This is a genomic window from Polluticoccus soli, from assembly GCF_029269745.1.
GTDB lineage: Bacteria > Bacteroidota > Bacteroidia > Chitinophagales > Chitinophagaceae > Polluticoccus > Polluticoccus soli.
The window spans coordinates 1174909-1191513 of sequence record NZ_JARJHT010000002.1 but is presented as its reverse complement, the minus strand read 5'-3'; the positions used below and the strand labels follow the sequence as shown (position 1 = coordinate 1191513).

Sequence of the window (16605 nt, the reverse complement as noted above, 5' to 3'; positions counted from 1 at the left end):
AGTAGGTAGCTGCCATATTTATTATAAAGACCTCATCATTCGATGGGGTCTTTTACTTTTAACGCCGTTCAGTTTTCTGAACGGCGTTTTTGTTTTTATGCATCTTCTCAAGTTATTCTGCAGTTAACTAAGAAGTTTTTCTGGTTAACTATCGTGTTCATCCTAACTTTGCCGCTCAATGTTCCGCATAGTCGCAATACTGCTGTTATTGAGCCTCAGCTTTCAATGCCTGGTAAAACTAGGCGTAGTGGCCTGGTACGAGGTTAATAAGAGCTATGTCTCCCAGACACTATGCGAGAATCGGGATAAGCCCCAGATGAGATGCCATGGCAAGTGCTACCTGAAAAAGCAACTCGCTAAAACTGGCAATTCAGAAGATCAATCAAAGAATAAGACTGAGCAGTCCTCTCAGCTCACCATCGATTTCATTATATGCGATTGCATTACGCTTGCCTATGTACTACCAGCTGCAATGCCTGCCGAAAATGGTTTCTACAGCGACTTTGCAACTGAAAGTGTGCTGCACTCCGTCTTCCATCCACCAGCATTTGCCGCCTGATTTATTTGAAATCTCGCAAACCGGCGAGAACACAACTATTCCATCAAATTATTGATAGCATATTGGCTGCCGCATATCGCGCATCCTAATTGCATAAATCTGTTTTCGTGAGCAGATCATTAGTTATTATCTGGGCAAGCCTGGTAATGGGCTTTCCAGCTATCGCCTGCGATGTGTGTGGATCATCTGCTGGTAATCAGTATATGGGGATACTCCCGCAACTTGGTGGCAACTTTGTAGGTCTGCAGTACCAATACAGAAGCTTTCAAAGCAGCTTTCCTCCGCTGTTTGCAACGAGCAAAACCGAAACTTCGCAAGAGTCGTACAACACCATGCAAGTTTGGGGCCGGTACCAACCGGCTAAGAATATCCAGTTGTTCGGCTTCGTGCCTTATCAATATAACGTAAGGACAAGCGATACTGGAACGTATTCTATCAATGGAGTAGGTGACGCCTCTGTTCTGGCCAATATTCGTATACTGAATAAGGATGATGAGGAAAGAGAATGGAAACATTATCTGCAGGGTGGTGCAGGTCTTAAGATGCCCACGGGCAGGTATACCAGCATTACCGATCTCGATAGAGCAGGTATTCCCAATTTGCAACCAGGTTCAGGATCGTGGGATATTCTTACAAATGTAAACTACACCGTATCCCATAATGAACTTGGGTTGAACCTGGATGGTTCCTTTACCATTACTACTCCAAACAAGTATGATCTGAAATATGGTAATCGCCTGAACAGCGCCCTGACTGGTTTTTATCGCCTCGAGCAAAACGAGTTTGTCCTATTGCCGCAACTTAGTATCCGCTATGAATATGCTATGCACGATTACACCAACTATTCAAAAAAATGGCTGAATACGCAAAGCGGAGGCTATATCTGCTATGCGGCAGCAGGTGTGCAAGTTGCCTATAAAGCCATCGGCCTGAGACTTATCTATTCTCTGCCTGTAGCCCAGCATTTTGCTGATGACTACGTGCGCGCTAAACACCGACTTGAAACCGGCTTATTGATCTTTTTAAAAAACTAGACAAATGACTTTTTCAAATACCATCAAACTATCTCTGCTTTCTATTCTTCCATTATTTGCAACTTCTTGTCATAAGGACGATGAGGTCGTGGCAGATCCAGCAAATCTTGTGGTAACCTTTAACAGTCCTAAAGAAGGGCAGATCGTAAAAAAAGGTGAAACAGTTACTATAGACGCTGATATCAATTTCAATACCGAAATGCATGGCTACAAGCTAACGTTGGTGAATACAGCCAACAACCAGGAGCTAATGAATGTAGAAGAACATGCGCACGCAGATGTGCTGAGTGTGAATAAAACATGGACGGATACACTGTCGTCTGCTACCGATGTAAAGATTACCTTGTCGGTGGCTATAGATCACGGCACCAGTGTTGACAAGACACTCACATTTAAAAGCGTGCCGCAATAACTTAGCATTTTTACAGATTGACTGGTGCAGGGCTAAACCTTGCACCAGTTTTGTTTTATGCAACAATGATTAAGTTCAGAATGTGGTTAGCTATGGCCTTTGACCGTGCCTGATTGTTCGACACCATATATAACCCAGATATTAGCACGCTCCTGCCAATTGTTTGGGTTAAACTCCATGAGCCAGGAGGGAAAAATGCAGAATAATCTTTTGAACTGGAGCCCCTTTACATTGGGCGTCTGCAAACCACGTGACAAGTATAGGACCGATTCATTTTTATCGTCGTCCACTATCGCAGTTAAATCTGCTGCCTGTTGAACAGTAAGGCTACGCAGGCCCCTTGGTTTGTAAAAATTCGCCTCAAGATCTATCGTGTTGTATGGGGATCGTTCTTGCGAAACAAACTGCGTTCTATGTTTTTTAGCGTAAGAATAAATGAAACTGTAATAGCTAACAGCATCGTATGCGGGCATTACGCAGCGAAATAACAGCATCACAAAGTTCACGCCAATTGCAAATCCACCAACTATCCGAAACAGTCTTTTATCTTCATACCGTCGCAACCAGCCGTCTATTCCCATGCATGCAAGGAAAATAAATGCGGGTAACATGGGAAAGATAAAACGCAGCTCTTTATGGGCAACAAACATGTGGCCAGCAATAAATGTTATTGTGAGCAAACTGAATGGATGTCGTAGTGTTTTGCCTATACCGGCAAAAAATGCCACTAACAGAATAATGCTGATAGGGGGTAGTGCGGCAAGAGTGAAATATGTAAAGTATTCCCACCATGGAGAAACTCCAAATTCCGAAGCTTTATCCTGCAGGATATTAACTGCAAAATAATTGTAGGGACTAAAGGTCCACACACCATATAGCCAATGGTCTATAAGGACACACATGCCTATGGCAATAAAACCGCCAACAAATAATGACAGCCAATAATGCCATTTAGCTTTTTGTACAAAAAGCATCCATATTCCTAATCCGACCAGTGCAAAACCCATTTGCAACCTGATGAAAAACGATATTCCCAGCAAAAAACCAGCGGCTAATAATTGCCAACTGCTATTTCCTGCCTTACGTACAAGGCTGCGATATATCTGGAGCACTGCAAGGAAGAAGCAAAGCTGAGCCACATTTTCTGAAGAGAATCGTACGTTAAGGTATGGTACGAACCAAAGCAGTAGACTGCTGCCTACATATAATAATCCGCCTGTTCGTGTAGTGAATTCGGGAAGGAACTCTCGTGTTAGAAGAACGGTGACGTACCATGTGCAGGCAACCATTACCAGCCGCAAAATGAGCGCGATCGCAAATGGATCGTAAAGATGGAGAATGGATAAAAACTTTGCGAGGCAGAAAGTTATAAAGGGCAACAAACCTGCACGGCATTTTGCTGAATACTCCCATGGTATCTCGGACAATGTCGAGTTGCCAAGCTTATAACCGGCAAACTCTAATACTTGGAAATGCTCGTCGGGATGATGGTAGCCAACGCTAAAGAAGGCTGTGATAATATTTACAAAAAGACCAAGGAACAGCAAATTCAAGTAAGCGCTCTTGGTAGCTGTTTCCGCGTACGTGCCTATGGCTGCCTGCTTCATTTGTTCCGTTATTTTTTTCTGTTATTGTTGCGGAACTCCTTAAAGCTGCTTTTCTTTTTAGATGGAGTGTGTTGCGGTCGTTTTGTTTCTGTGCTGGCTGGCTTGGGTTTGCTTTCCTTTTTTCTAGCGGTAGATGTAGTCGGCGCTACTTCGGTTTTTGTCGATGTCGCTACAAGGTCATTTAGCTTATCAATTTCAGGATTGGTCAGGTATCGCCATTTGCCAGAAGGAAGATCCTCCAGCTTAATATTCATTACGCGTACGCGGGTCAGCTTCATGACATCGTAGCCCAGGTATTCGCACATGCGCCTGATCTGACGGTTGAGTCCTTGCGTGAGTATAATGCGGAATCGTTTATTGCCTTCCTGCTTCACATAGCACTTGTTCGTTACTGTCCCCAACATCGGTATGCCGTTACTCATGCTGGTGACGAACTCGGGAGTGATAGGTTTGTTCACCGATACTATGTATTCCTTCTCATGATTGTTGCTGGCGCGAAGGATCTTGTTAACGATATCGCCATCGTTGGTCAGTAAGATCAAGCCGTCTGAATCCTTATCCAGCCGTCCGATGGGAAAGATACGCTTAGGATAATCCAGGAAATAGATGATGTTGGTCTTATCCTTAGGATCGGTAGTAGAAGTAACGCCCACTGGCTTGTTCAGGACAATATATACTGGGCGTGCTTTTTTGCTGCCTTTCACGGGCTCACCATCTATCGCCACCGAATCGTGATCTTTTACACGGGCACCAGTTTTTACGGTCTTGCCGTTTATGCTTACCCGTCCCTGTTCTATCAGTTTATCAGCTTCGCGCCGCGAGCAAAAGCCCGTGCTGCTAATATATTTATTAAGGCTGATGTGTTCTTCGGGAGTGTGCATTATGGGCAATTAGAATAATTAGATCAATAGTGTTGTCCTTTTCGCTTCATCCGTGCATACTGACGGATCTTTGCGTATTTGGCAAAGCTACTATACTCGTGGAGTTTACAGATCACATATCCATAATATCCATCCAGAATACCACGCTGCAGAATGTAAGCCTGGAAAAAATTCCATCGCGGACCGACAAACAGTTTTAGCACGCTGCAGTCCTTTCCTCTATCCACAGCATCTCGTGCGCCCAGCTCTGTATACTTATCCAGTTTTTTTACATGCTCAGATATGCTGCTAAAGCTGTAATGCAGCAAGTGACCTTTTAATTGTCCGGTCTTTGCCTGCTCCCCATTTAGCTCCCAATGTTCGTGTACCGAGCCACCGTGCCACGCTCCTCCAGTTTTATTGAATAAACGAGTAATGCGATCCGGGTACCATCCACTGTGTTTTATCCATTGCCCGCAGTAATTAGTAATACGTGATATCTTATAAGCATTGAATGAATACGACGCCATTTTGAACTGCTGAATGCTTTGCTCAAGCTCCGGCGAAAGGGCTTCGTCTGCGTCTACTGAGAAAACCCAGTCATGGCTCGCGTACTGTGTGGCGATCTTTTTTTGCTCGACGTAATTGGTGAAATGCTGATGGTACACTTTAGCTCCGAAGCTTTCAGCGATAGCTACAGTGTTATCTGTCGACAGGCTGTCAACAACAATGATCTCGTCGGCAACGCGCTTTACAGACTCGAGACACCGAGCCAGGTTTCGTTCTTCGTTGAACGTAATAAGTACTACACTAATGGGCGTCATAAAGCTGGCGATAAAAGTAAACGTTAACGTTTACTTGCCATATATAGATTAAATAAGAATTCTTTTTCTTTTAACAGCGTAGGATGACTCCGGTCACTGTTTATTCCTGAGCTTTTCGTAATTTTAATGTATTCCCACAAATAAAAAAAGAAGTTAATGAATCGTGCTGTAAGATTTGGGGTATTTGCATGTACCCTTTTGGTGACAACTTGTGCTGTGCCTGGAAAACTGTTTGCTGCCCCGGGCATATTTGGAGAAAAGAATATTGTAGTGCTGCAGGCCAACGATCCTGAGCCTGTTTATGCCGAGCGTCTGGAGACCATCCAGGTTGCGGGAAATCAGGGTGAACAGGTCACTTATTCTAAGCTTGTTGCCTCGGCCAAAGAGATGGCGAAAAAAGCCAAAGCGAATATCATCAAGATAAATGCTATGAAGGCACGCAGCAGTGCCAATTTCTGCGACCATATTACAGCTACGCTGTACAAGGCGGAGAATCCTCGTGTTTACGAAACGGAGTTCACGTGGACGCCTGAGAGGAGACTGACATGGGACGACTTTCGCGGACCAGTGCAGCCGTACTCGTCAGACAATATAGCTGCAGCTACATTTTGCGCTATAGGTTTTGAAACCAATACTGTTAGCCAGAATAATCCGAATCTGAGGGTGAATGTGTTCAATACATTCTATACCCGCAAATCATGGATAAGAGAGGAAGAAAAAGGTGCGGAGATACTCGCACACGAGCAAGGTCACTTTGACCTGTGCGAACTGTACACGCGCAAACTGCGTGAGCGTATGTCGAATGTTAACGTAGATGTTGCTAACCTGCGCACCACGCTTAAAGGTATCTACGCGCAGCTGCAGCAGGAATACCAGGATCGCCAGCAGCGTTATGAAGATGAGACCGATCACGGGCTCATATATGATGCGCAGCATCGTTGGGAAGCTGCGATAACCCAGGAACTGGCTCAAATGGAAAAATGGAAAGATTCATAACAGAAAAGTAAAAGAAAAAGTCCCGCACTAGCGGGACTTTTTCTTTTATGATAAAAGGCGTTGTCTCAATAAAAACTCCAACTGCTCGTTTGTAACACCAAGCTTCTGGGTCAGCTCTTTTTCATCCATCTTGATACGGTATACATCGTATGCGCGTTGTATGGTGGCTTCCAGTTCTTCCTCATTCCATGGTTTGGTGAGGTAATGAAATATTTTTCCTTTGTTGATCGCATCGATGACGGCGTTCATATCGGCATAGCCGGTAAGAAGAATGCGCATGGGGTCTGGATAATCGTCAATGATCGATTCCAGGAATTCTACTCCAGTCATACCCGGCATACGCTGATCGGTAATGATAATGTCGATCGGCTTGCTTGCGAGTATCTTCTTTGCCTCTTCGCCGCTTATGGCTGTAGAAACATTATACTTGATGCGAAACGTGGCCTTAAATGAAATCAGGTTGTTCTCCTCATCATCTACGTATAATATATTGATTTTATTCTCAGGCATAAATCTCTGTCAACAACATTTTTTCAAAAAAACCGTACGCAATTTAAATAATAAAACTGACAGTCATATATTTACGCGCGATTTATTATTTTCGGGGTGATAGGCTAAGCTGAGAACGAAGATACACACTTTGGGTGTAAATGTTATATGTATGTTAGATAAATTCAATAGCTTAAGAGAGAGGGCATTAGAACTAAAGGATGTATCTGCACCCGAGCTTTTACGATTGGATAAGCCCGGGGATGAGCACCGTTTCGACGAAATTATAAGTGTTGGCGACGTCTTCGTATCTGAAGAGATAACCGATCAGCTGAAAGAGCTATTAAAGAGCCGTAACGCTACCGTTACATTGTCAGCGAATGATTACGACCGGCTTATAGAACAGCACCTTGGCGGAATGTCCAAAGAGCGATACGGTGTCTGGGCCTATTATCCGTGGAGCAAACGGCTGGTTCATATTCTTGACGAAGAGGAATTCATTGAAGTACGCACATCGCGAAACCAATACAAGATCACAAACACAGAGCGCGAAACCCTGGCGCAAAAGAAAATAGGCGTTATTGGTCTTTCTGTTGGGCAATCAGTGTCGGTTACGCTGGCTATGGAGCGGGGATGCGGTGAACTGCGGTTGGCAGATTTTGATATGTTGGAACTTACCAACTACAATCGTATCCGGACGGGGCTGCACAATCTGGGCGTCAAAAAAGTAGTGGCTGTAGCCCGTGAAATAGCGGAGATCGACCCATACCTGCGAGTTATTTGCTATCCCGATGGCATTACTGAAGAAAATATCGATAAATTTATATCTGAAGGCGGCAAGCTGGATATCCTGATAGACGAGTGCGATGGGTTGGATATCAAAGTGCTGTGCCGGCAAAAGGCAAAGGCTGCGCAGATACCCGTAGTGATGGAAGCCAGCGACAGGGGAACTGTCGATGTAGAGCGTTTTGATCTGCAGCCTGACCGACCCATTTTACATGGCTCTATCGATCACCTGGATGTTTCCAGGATCAAGCACCTGAAAACAAACGAAGAAAAAGTGCCGTACCTGCTGCCGATCGCAGGCGCAGAAACAATATCGACACGTGCAAAAGCATCTATGCTCGAAATTGGCCAATCGATAACTACATGGCCGCAACTAGCCAGCGCGGTAGCGCTGGGCGGTGGTATCACTGCCGATGTGTGCAGACGGATACTGCTTGACCAATACCACGAATCGGGCAGGTATTTCATAGACATCGAGGAACTTATTGCAGATAAGAAACCTGCTGAGAAACCGCATGTTCCGGAGTTTATGGCCGGCATCAGCGATGATGAAATAGCAGCACTAATAAAACAAGCTGCAGTATCATCTATGCCGGGCCAGGTGAAGCTGAGTAACGAAGATGCTACAAGCCTTGTAGCAGCAGCGATCACAGCGCCGACCGGCGGCAATTCACAGCCATGGAAGTGGAAATGTGTAGACGGTGTTATGTACCTCTTTGAGAACCGGGAATATGACACCCACCTTGTAGATTTCAACAGTACGGGTTCCTATATCGGCTTCGGTGCAGCAACAGAGAACCTAGTGTTGCAGGCGCACAAGCAGGGGCTGGAAGTGAAAATCGATAAACTGCCACTTGGTGACGAAAGCTACCTGATAGCGGTATTCCGCTTCTTTAAAAATGCCCATGATGGAGTTGAAGCTCATTCAGTCGACGACTTGTCTGAGGTGATCTTCCAGCGCAAGGCTAATCGCTTGCTCAGGCCCCGTCAGCCTATAGAGGGTGCACGCCTGCAAAAAATAGTAGATGCTGCCAGAACGGTACCCGGGGCTAACCTTCAGTTCCTGACCAGTGATAACGACCTGGAAGATATAAGCGATATCATAGCCAAAGCCGACCGCATCCGGATAATGCACGAAGGTGGTCACATCGACTTCCTGGCGGAAATAATCTGGACCGAAGAAGAAAATCAAAAATTCAGAAAAGGGATTGATATCGAAACGCTTGACCTCACACCATCGGAGCGGGCAGGTTTCAGTATTGCGCGCAACTGGGACGTGATCAATTACCTGAATAAATGGGGCGGGGGAGCAGGGCTTGAACGAATGTCAAGGAAGTCGGCGATGACCGCCTCTGCCATTGGTTTTATTACCATGCCGGAATTTGGAAGGTCCAACTTCTTTGATGGTGGACGTGCTGTGGAACGCGCGTGGCTGGCCGCAACAAAGGAAAATATTGCCTTCCAGCCATTGAGTATCTCCACGTTCCTGTTCAACAGGCTTAATTATGAGGGTACTCAAGCGTTCCCGAAAAAGATGGCCGAGGAGCTTGCAGAGCTGAGAAAAAAATTCCAGAGATTATTTTCTATTGATAAAAAACCGGGAGAAATATTACTTTTCAGGGTTTTTCTGACGGATGAACAACCGAAACTCTCGTTGAGGGTGCCGGTAGAAAAAGTACTTTCGTTCGGTTAAGGAGCAAACAATGATCAAACTTAGGGTATTCAGGGCGGTGGATGATCTTGAGTCATGCCAGAAATTCGTCGAAGGTCACATGAAGATCTTGAAGAATTTCGGCATTACTATGATCACGTCTGCCAACATCGAGTGGTTCCAGGACCCTCATACCTATGTCATCGTTGCTGAAGACACTGAAACCCTGAAAGTGCTGGGTGGTGCCCGCGTACAGATCGCCGGCGGCAAATACCCTTTACCTATTGAGAAAGCAGTAACCGAACTTGATGAAAGTGTTCATGATATCGTGAAGGATTATGCGAAAGAAGGTACTGCGGAATTGTGTGGCCTTTGGAACTCGCGCGAGGTTGCAGGCATGGGTATAGGCAGCGTATTCCTGACCCGCACAGCCGTAAGCATAGCGCCGCAAATAGGTATTAAATCTATGTTTGCATTGTGTGCTGCGTATACGATACAAATGGCGCAAAAAGCAGGTTTCCAGATAGCCACATTCATGGGCAACAACGGAACCTTTTATTACCCGAAAGACGACCTGGTAGCCACAGCAATGGTGCTGCCGGACGTTAACCTGCTCGAAACGGCTCATGCCGATGAAAAAGCAGAAATATTATCATTAAGGGATAACCCTAACCAGATCAAAACTGAAGAAGGCAGGAGAGGGCCTTTTGATATTTTATATGAACTGGCAATACCAACTGGCCATGAAGTGTAGACTACTTTTCTCCTTTGTTTTCCTGTCTTTATTGTTTTCCTATGTGGCCAATGCGCAGGAGGTCATTTCTTTTCCGAGCCAATCTAAGAATATAGAGGTCGGTAGCAAGGTGTTGCTGCTGGAGGATAAGACCAATAGCATGACAGTGGAACAGGTGTTGGCTTCCAATGCCTTTAAGCAAAGTACCCAGGATGTGCCCAACTTCGAGATGACTTCATCTACAGTTTGGGTAAAACTGTTGGTAAAGAATGGTACATGGCATAACAAGCTCGCGCTTGAATTGCCTTATCCAACAGTTGATAGTGTAAGTTTTTATAGCCTGCTGCCCGATGGCCGCTATACAGTGTTAAATACCGGCGAGTACAAACCCTATTACCGCAGGGTGTACAAACACCAGAACTATATCTTTCAGCTATCCATACCGCCGGGAGAAACGCGTACGTTCCTGCTGAAGGTTTATGCAAACGAGCAATTACAATTACCGCTTACACTTGGCACCGATAAAACAATATCCGAGTCATTGCTCAATCGTGACCTGATATTTGGTCTGTATGCCGGTATCATTCTGGTAATGTTCTTCTACAACCTGTTCGTATTCTTTACCGTTCGCGACCGCACATACCTCTACTATGTAGCTTACATATTTTTTGTTGGGTTAACACAGGCTTGTCTCCAGGGATATGCCGCCCGTTTCTTTTATCCAAACTCTCCCTACCTGTCGAACCTGATGATGGTGATCGTGCCGGTGATGGTGGGCGTAACTGCGCTGCAGTTCCTGAAAGTGTTTATGTCTGTCAAGACATATACCCCCAAGTTGTACAAGGGTATTTACTTTTTCATGGCCGTGTATGCAGTGATACTGGTTATGGGCTTCCTTGGCCTGTATCGCGAGTCGGCACAGATAGTGCAGATCAATGCCGGTGTTGCTTCGCTGTTTGTGGTGGTGATAGGTACAACCATTGCGCGTAAAGGTTATCGCCCTGCCAAGTTCTTTATGATTGCCTGGGTGATCTTCCTGGCCAGCGTTATCGTATTCGTGCTGCGCAACTTTAATGTGCTTCCGTATAACAACTTTACCTACTATGCGCTGCAGATAGGTTCAGCACTTGAAGTTATCCTGCTGTCATTTGCCCTGGCTGACAAGATCAATATCCTCCGCCAGGAAAAAGAAGCATCGCAGGAGCAGGCCATGACTGCGCTGGAAGAGAATGCACGCATCATAGCAGAGCAGAACGTGATGCTGGAAACCAAAGTGAATGAGCGCACGCACGAGCTGAAAATATCTAACCAGGAACTCAATAAAACGCTGCAGGAACTGAAAGAAGCGGAAATGCAGCTGGTAGAATCTGAAAAGATGGCCTCGCTCGGTCAGCTTACCGCCGGTATTGCCCATGAGATCAATAACCCGATCAACTTCGTTACATCGAACGTAAAGCCGCTGAAACGAGATGTGGATATGCTGCTTACCATGATAGAGCAGGTTGAGAATATTACGCTTGATGGTGGTTCACTGGATGACAAAAAGCGTAAGATCGGCGAGTTGAAAGAAGAATATGATTTCGACTATTTGAAAGTGGAGATAGACCACCTGCTGAAAGGTATCAACGAAGGATCAAGCCGTACGGCAGAGATCGTTAAAGGGTTGCGCATTTTCTCCCGTCTCGATGAGGACGATCTGAAAAAGGCAAGCATCAATGAAGGACTTGATTCAACCATTGTTATTGTCAACAATTTGTTGGAAGGTCGTATTACCATAGAGAAGCAATACGGCAATATCCCGATGGTAGAATGCTATCCCGGTAAGCTTAACCAGGTTTTCCTCAACATCATTACCAACGGCATACATGCTATCAAGTCGAAGTTCAAAGAACAGAGCGGTGGCAAGGTAACGCTGACAACCACTAATACTGAAAATACCGTTATCATCACCATTGCCGATAATGGTACGGGTATGGATGATAATACCAAGAAGCGTCTGTTTGAGCCATTCTTTACTACAAAAGATGTAGGCGAAGGAACTGGTTTGGGTATGTCTATCGCCTATAACACTATAAAAAAACACAACGGAACCATCACACTAAATTCAACCTTAGGAGAGGGCACTGAATTTATCATTGAAATACCAATAAGTCAGTAATTGTTGTAAATTAGTTGTATTGAGCGCCCAGAAGAAAATAAAGGTATTGTATATAGACGATGAGATGAATAACCTCATCAGTTTTAAGGCGTCTTTCCGTTTTGACTACAATGTGTTAGTGGCCAATTCAACAGCCGAAGCACGCGAACACCTCGAAAAAAATAACGACATCAGCGTGATCCTCTGTGATCAGAGGATGCCCGATAAAACAGGTGTAGAGTTTTACGAAGAGATAAGAGAGCATTTTCCCAACCCCGTAAGGATACTGATCACGGGTTATACCGACATTGAATCGGTGATCGATGCCATCAACCGCGGTCATATCTTCCGTTACATCAAGAAGCCGTGGACGGACGTAGATGTAAAATCGGCTATCGATGAAGCGCATAAATTCTATGTGACAACCTCGATGCTGGCGGTGAAAAATGAGGAGCTGCAGAAAGCCTATAACGAACTCGATAAGTTTGCCTACAGTGCTACGCACGATATGCGTGGTCCTATTCTCAGCGTGCTAGGTATCATCAACCTGGCAGAAGAAAGCGATGATATTACTGAGGTCAAGGACATGCTGTCGATGATGGAGAAAGCCATGATGAAGCTGGATACCTACATCCAAAATCTACATGACTACTACAATATTCGTCGAGGTGAGTTAAATATAGCGGAAGTTAATTTCGCGCAGGTTGTGAAGGACATGCGTGACATGTTCGAGATCACCAGCCGGGTAGAGCACGTAGCCTTTGAGACTGAGGTAAAGCAGGAAGAAACATTTCGTTCTGATGAGACCTCACTTAAAATAGTGTTGAACAACTTATTATCTAACGCGTTTAAATACCAGAAGAAAAACACGGCTGGAGATAAGGTGGTTAGATTAAAGATCGAGGTTAGTAAAGGAACAGCTAATATATTTGTGAGCGATAATGGCATAGGGATACCCGAAGTCAGCATTGGCCAGATTTTTAATATGTTTTATCGCGCAGCCAATGATGAATTGGGGTCGGGATTTGGATTGTATAATGTGAAAGATGCGTTGAACAAAGTAAGCGGCAATATAGAAGTGGAATCGGAGGTTAATAAAGGAACAACATTTAAGGTAACGCTACCTAGTAAATAATGAACCCAGAAAAGCTACATTTTATTGTTATTGACGACAGTAAGCTGGATTGCTTTATCGCAGAGAAGATCATCCAGAACACCGGCCGAAACGAAAGTATTAACACGTTTCAGTTGGTGACTGATGCCCTTAATTATATCAAAGGCCTGTCGAATCATAATGGTAAGACCATTGTTTTTGTAGATATCCAGATGCCCGTGATGAACGGGTTTGATTTTGTAGAGTCGTTTGAACAACTGCCTCTTGACGCAAAATCGCATTACGTTATCTACATGCTTTCATCGTCTATCAACGAAAATGACATTGCGAAGGTCAGGGGGTATTCGTCGGTAAAACAGTTTTTGAATAAACCATTGACAGGTAAAACAATGGCTACAGTATTAGAGGATAATTAAATCATTTCATGGGCTCCACGGTGTAGCCCGATTTACGCAGCAGTGCGATAACTCCATTGTCGCCCCAAAGATGGCCGGCGCCAACAGCGAAAAATACAGATTGCTGATCCATTCTTTCTACCATCCGCGGTACCCACTTCTCGTTTCTTACGTCCAGGAAGCCACCAAGGTCCATGTCCTTTTTGCTCGATTCCATGATGAGGCGGTGTAAAGCAACAAGGTCCTGTTTCTTATAAGCGGTTACCAGCTTAATGTACTGGTTTTTCGAATCATCCTTCCCATGGATCATATCCAGCAGATCTTTCGCAACATCTTCAGCCGGCAGATTATCAAACAGATCGAGTTGCTCGCGCGGAGTTTCCAGTCCCAATATCTCCTTGTTTTCTTTTTGTGCTATTTGCATGATATTGGCCTCGTATGATACTGGAGTCGGGCAACCTAATGCACGTTCGGCAAGCATTGTTTGGATGGCTACCGGTTTCATCATCTGGAAAACTGCAATGTCGACCCCGACGCTATCCGTCAGGTATTTTTTTAGCGCAGCAAAGTCTTCGTCGCTGAAATAGTCCTTCAGTTTCTTTTCCTCGTTGTTGATCATGCCTTTTGCTACCTCCAAAAAAATATCAGGGGCATCCAGATCCATTTCAAAACAAACTACTTCGGCGCTGTTCAGTGTAGATTCCATCGTGGTGGTCCAGAAATAATCTTCGGGGCAAACCAGGTGAATGGTACCGAATAAGTAAGAGGGTTTTTTCATGTCCTTCCCGGTAATACGCCATAATAACGATTTACCTTTCTGCTGTTTACTGAATGCCGGCAAGCAAATGAATGCGCAGGCAAACATTAAAAACAGTCTAGACCACATCTTCATGATACAAATGTACTTATTCCAGTACTAGCGTAGCCAAACCTATGCCAACCCCGATCAGCATGGCCATTACCTTTTGCCAGGTGAGCATATGCTGCCGTGTACCACTCTCAAAAAATATAGTGGTTGAGATATGAATAAAGGCGCCCGCAACGATAGGCACAAGCGCAGCTACAAGCTGAGCCATGGCATAATAGTTCTCTCCAAGCACTACTGCCAGGCTACTTGCAATAGGAGTAATAAGGGAGAAGCCGATCAGTACGAGCATTGCCCTCGCCCTACTTTTAGTTGCCATGGTTAGCATTGTCACCAGCATAGCCTCGGGGAGCTTATGGGCAGCAACAGCCATATATAGCGAAGGTCCCGTAGCATCCAGCCTGTAATTAAAGCCGAGTGGCAAACCTTCCATAAAAGCGTGTAATCCAAGCCCCAATAATATGGGTGTTAAAGAAATGTGATGTTCGTGGCGCTCCAGGTGCACGTGACCGTGTTCTATACCGTGTGTAAAACGTTGTATCAGGAGCTGGATGAAGAAACCGGCCAGCAGGTATACGCCTGCCTTTGAGCCTAGCTCTTCAAATGTTTCCGGCAGCAAGTGCAGTAAGGTAATACTGAGCAGGAAAGAACCCGAAAATGCCAGCAACAGGTGCATACGCTTATCATCGATACCTTTTGTCCACAATGGGATGCTGCCACCCGCAAAGGTGATGGCGAAGAGCAAAAGGTTGTAAGTTAATTGCATAAGTACACGTTTCGGCGGCGTAAAATTACGTCTATTACACTAATGTTAAGGATATTGCAATAAAACCACCATATTTCCCCATTTCTTCGCCAAGGCATAGTTCTTTTTTGAGGTATACCGAGTGTGAATGTAAAATGAGAAGTCATGGAATTTTTGAATTTAAGTAAGCCGACGAATAATAGGAAGTTGAAGCCAGGGATGATATTGATAGCTGAGCCGTTTCTGGCCGATCCTAATTTTGCCCGTTCAGTGATATTGCTGTGCGAGCATGGCGAGGAAGGTTCTGTAGGATTTGTACTAAATAGGCCAACCGATCTCACATTGGGAGATCTGTTGCCAGAACTATATACGCCACTTCTGAATATTAATCAGGGTGGCCCTGTTCAGCTTGATACGCTGCATATGCTGCACCGTTCGCCTGAGGCGTATGGTGGTAACGAGATCATACCTGGTGTATACTGGGGTGGCTCCTACGAGGCGCTGCAGGAATCGATCCAGAATAATGAATACCAGCCAATAGACTTAAAGCTATTCGTAGGTTATTCTGGCTGGTCGCCTGGGCAGCTGGAGAAAGAGTTGGAAGAAGGCTCGTGGATGGTTGCGGACCTGAACCCGCAGATTCTTTTTGAAACAGAACCTGAAAATATATGGAAGGCTGCTATACGCTTGTTGGGTAAGGAGTATTCATACCTGGCCAACATGCCACTGAACCCGCAGCTGAACTAAGATTTATACTTTTAGGATAAATAATATATAGCCACGTTCGTATCAGGTTTATTAATTTAGCCAGCAACGAACGTGGTTATGTTTTTAAGGTCTATTTTAGGTATTACTATTCTATTATTTGCTTTTACTTCCTGCCAGGCGCCAAAGACAAAGCAGCCGGCTGCAGAAGGTCCGGGATATTTTTCAGTAAAACAGTTTATTGCCGACCAGTGGGATATCTATCACGGTCAGCCTTTTGGCTTGCAGAAGATCGTTTACCTGGATGGTAAAACAGACACGAGTTTTGTATCAGCCTATGATATGGACTGGGGCACCTTGTTCAAGACTTTTTTCGAAACAGACATCAGCGATACTAAATACCTGGGCCGTTACGATTTTACATCGTTTGCCGATGATGCCACGGCTACGCAGAACTTTTATTACGAAGCAAAAGAAGAGGGTTTATTTACCCGCAAGCTGCAGATCTCGGCCGACGATGTGTCGCATAAGGTACGTTCTATATACATCGAGACCGCAAAGAATGGCCAATGGAGTAAGTTCAGCCAGAAATTGTTTTACATACCGTTAAAGATCATCAGCGTTCAGGAATTTGAGTGGGCTAAGGCAGGTCCAACCAAAGAATTACGCGTAGAATACCGATTTTTGTAAAAC

At 44.9% G+C, this 16605-nt stretch carries 17 protein-coding genes; 11 read left to right on the top strand and 6 right to left on the bottom strand.

All coding sequences use genetic code 11. The features are described 5' to 3' along the window. Positions 1-178: 178 nt before the first annotated feature. From P2W83_RS16220 to P2W83_RS16210, 3 genes are all read left to right on the top strand, one after another. Positions 179-559, top strand: a complete 381-nt coding sequence (locus tag P2W83_RS16220; RefSeq protein WP_276134812.1) for a hypothetical protein — start codon at positions 179-181, stop codon at positions 557-559. Between the two features lie 107 nt (positions 560-666). Further along, complete coding sequence (locus tag P2W83_RS16215) at positions 667-1593, top strand: hypothetical protein (RefSeq protein WP_276134811.1); 927 nt, start codon at positions 667-669, stop codon at positions 1591-1593. A 4-nt stretch (positions 1594-1597) separates the two neighbouring features. Next, the gene (locus tag P2W83_RS16210) at positions 1598-2005 is read left to right on the top strand and encodes a hypothetical protein (RefSeq protein ID WP_276134810.1); all 408 of its coding nucleotides are present in this window, start codon (positions 1598-1600) and stop codon (positions 2003-2005) included. Between the two features lie 86 nt (positions 2006-2091). Here P2W83_RS16210 and P2W83_RS16205 read toward each other — a convergent pair whose 3' ends face one another. The 3 genes from P2W83_RS16205 to P2W83_RS16195 are packed head-to-tail and all read right to left on the bottom strand — an operon-like array spanning position 2092 to position 5296. Next, positions 2092-3612, bottom strand: coding sequence for a glycosyltransferase family protein (locus tag P2W83_RS16205; RefSeq protein ID WP_276134809.1), 1521 nt, complete (start codon positions 3610-3612; stop codon positions 2092-2094). Between the two features lie 8 nt (positions 3613-3620). Further along, positions 3621-4493, bottom strand: a complete 873-nt coding sequence (gene rluF, locus P2W83_RS16200) for a 23S rRNA pseudouridine(2604) synthase RluF (RefSeq protein WP_276134808.1) — start codon at positions 4491-4493, stop codon at positions 3621-3623. A 23-nt stretch (positions 4494-4516) separates the two neighbouring features. Further along, positions 4517-5296: a glycosyltransferase family 2 protein gene (locus P2W83_RS16195; protein ID WP_276134807.1), complete on the bottom strand. Its 780-nt coding sequence runs from the start codon at positions 5294-5296 to the stop codon at positions 4517-4519. A 156-nt stretch (positions 5297-5452) separates the two neighbouring features. Between P2W83_RS16195 and P2W83_RS16190 the strand changes: the two genes are divergently transcribed. Continuing rightward, complete coding sequence (locus tag P2W83_RS16190) at positions 5453-6292, top strand: DUF922 domain-containing protein (RefSeq protein WP_276134806.1); 840 nt, start codon at positions 5453-5455, stop codon at positions 6290-6292. Between the two features lie 45 nt (positions 6293-6337). On the opposite strand, the gene P2W83_RS16185 is transcribed toward P2W83_RS16190, so the two are convergent. Continuing rightward, on the bottom strand, positions 6338-6802 hold the full coding sequence (locus P2W83_RS16185; RefSeq protein ID WP_276134805.1) for a response regulator: 465 nt from the start codon (positions 6800-6802) through the stop codon (positions 6338-6340). Positions 6803-6953: 151 nt separating this feature from the next. Between P2W83_RS16185 and P2W83_RS16180 the strand changes: the two genes are divergently transcribed. The 5 genes from P2W83_RS16180 to P2W83_RS16160 are packed head-to-tail and all read left to right on the top strand — an operon-like array spanning position 6954 to position 13618. Continuing rightward, positions 6954-9260: an Rv1355c family protein gene (locus P2W83_RS16180; protein WP_276134804.1), complete on the top strand. Its 2307-nt coding sequence runs from the start codon at positions 6954-6956 to the stop codon at positions 9258-9260. A gap of 10 nt (positions 9261-9270) precedes the next feature. Then, positions 9271-9972 carry a hypothetical protein gene (locus P2W83_RS16175; RefSeq protein ID WP_276134803.1) on the top strand — a complete coding sequence of 234 codons (702 nt, stop codon included), beginning with the start codon at positions 9271-9273 and terminating at the stop codon, positions 9970-9972. Next, on the top strand, positions 9962-12109 hold the full coding sequence (locus tag P2W83_RS16170; RefSeq protein ID WP_276134802.1) for a sensor histidine kinase: 2148 nt from the start codon (positions 9962-9964) through the stop codon (positions 12107-12109). Before P2W83_RS16175 ends, P2W83_RS16170 begins: the two co-directional genes overlap by 11 nt. A 19-nt stretch (positions 12110-12128) precedes the next feature. Then, positions 12129-13223 (top strand): hybrid sensor histidine kinase/response regulator, encoded by a 1095-nt coding sequence (locus P2W83_RS16165; protein ID WP_276134801.1) that lies wholly within the window; start codon positions 12129-12131, stop codon positions 13221-13223. Further along, complete coding sequence (locus P2W83_RS16160) at positions 13223-13618, top strand: response regulator (RefSeq protein ID WP_276134800.1); 396 nt, start codon at positions 13223-13225, stop codon at positions 13616-13618. The genes P2W83_RS16165 and P2W83_RS16160 overlap by 1 nt, the downstream gene beginning before the upstream one ends. A gap of 1 nt (position 13619) precedes the next feature. Here P2W83_RS16160 and P2W83_RS16155 read toward each other — a convergent pair whose 3' ends face one another. Both P2W83_RS16155 and P2W83_RS16150 read right to left on the bottom strand, forming a co-directional pair. After that, the gene (locus P2W83_RS16155; RefSeq protein ID WP_276134818.1) at positions 13620-14462 is read right to left on the bottom strand and encodes a TraB/GumN family protein; all 843 of its coding nucleotides are present in this window, start codon (positions 14460-14462) and stop codon (positions 13620-13622) included. A 40-nt stretch (positions 14463-14502) separates the two neighbouring features. Further along, positions 14503-15228 carry a ZIP family metal transporter gene (locus P2W83_RS16150; protein ID WP_276134799.1) on the bottom strand — a complete coding sequence of 242 codons (726 nt, stop codon included), beginning with the start codon at positions 15226-15228 and terminating at the stop codon, positions 14503-14505. A gap of 144 nt (positions 15229-15372) precedes the next feature. Here P2W83_RS16150 and P2W83_RS16145 point away from each other — a divergent pair, with 144 nt between their 5' ends. Together P2W83_RS16145 and P2W83_RS16140 are read left to right on the top strand one after the other, a co-directional pair. Further along, positions 15373-15954, top strand: coding sequence for a YqgE/AlgH family protein (locus tag P2W83_RS16145; protein ID WP_276134798.1), 582 nt, complete (start codon positions 15373-15375; stop codon positions 15952-15954). A 78-nt stretch (positions 15955-16032) separates the two neighbouring features. Next, complete coding sequence (locus P2W83_RS16140) at positions 16033-16602, top strand: hypothetical protein (RefSeq protein ID WP_276134797.1); 570 nt, start codon at positions 16033-16035, stop codon at positions 16600-16602. Positions 16603-16605: the final 3 nt, after the last annotated feature.

Excerpts from the sequence above, each read along its gene's own strand:
- P2W83_RS16220 (WP_276134812.1), top strand. The coding sequence starts at position 179 with ATGTTCCGCATAGTCGCAATACTGCTGTTATTGAGCCTCAGCTTTCAA.
- P2W83_RS16210 (WP_276134810.1), top strand. The coding sequence starts at position 1,598 with ATGACTTTTTCAAATACCATCAAACTATCTCTGCTTTCTATTCTTCCA.
- P2W83_RS16205 (WP_276134809.1), bottom strand. The coding sequence starts at position 3,612 with ATGAAGCAGGCAGCCATAGGCACGTACGCGGAAACAGCTACCAAGAGC.
- rluF (WP_276134808.1), bottom strand. The coding sequence starts at position 4,493 with ATGCACACTCCCGAAGAACACATCAGCCTTAATAAATATATTAGCAGC.
- P2W83_RS16195 (WP_276134807.1), bottom strand. The coding sequence starts at position 5,296 with ATGACGCCCATTAGTGTAGTACTTATTACGTTCAACGAAGAACGAAAC.
- P2W83_RS16190 (WP_276134806.1), top strand. The coding sequence starts at position 5,453 with ATGAATCGTGCTGTAAGATTTGGGGTATTTGCATGTACCCTTTTGGTG.
- P2W83_RS16185 (WP_276134805.1), bottom strand. The coding sequence starts at position 6,802 with ATGCCTGAGAATAAAATCAATATATTATACGTAGATGATGAGGAGAAC.
- P2W83_RS16180 (WP_276134804.1), top strand. The coding sequence starts at position 6,954 with ATGTTAGATAAATTCAATAGCTTAAGAGAGAGGGCATTAGAACTAAAG.
- P2W83_RS16175 (WP_276134803.1), top strand. The coding sequence starts at position 9,271 with ATGATCAAACTTAGGGTATTCAGGGCGGTGGATGATCTTGAGTCATGC.
- P2W83_RS16170 (WP_276134802.1), top strand. The coding sequence starts at position 9,962 with ATGAAGTGTAGACTACTTTTCTCCTTTGTTTTCCTGTCTTTATTGTTT.
- P2W83_RS16160 (WP_276134800.1), top strand. The coding sequence starts at position 13,223 with ATGAACCCAGAAAAGCTACATTTTATTGTTATTGACGACAGTAAGCTG.
- P2W83_RS16155 (WP_276134818.1), bottom strand. The coding sequence starts at position 14,462 with ATGTTTGCCTGCGCATTCATTTGCTTGCCGGCATTCAGTAAACAGCAG.
- P2W83_RS16150 (WP_276134799.1), bottom strand. The coding sequence starts at position 15,228 with ATGCAATTAACTTACAACCTTTTGCTCTTCGCCATCACCTTTGCGGGT.
- P2W83_RS16145 (WP_276134798.1), top strand. The coding sequence starts at position 15,373 with ATGGAATTTTTGAATTTAAGTAAGCCGACGAATAATAGGAAGTTGAAG.
- P2W83_RS16140 (WP_276134797.1), top strand. The coding sequence starts at position 16,033 with ATGTTTTTAAGGTCTATTTTAGGTATTACTATTCTATTATTTGCTTTT.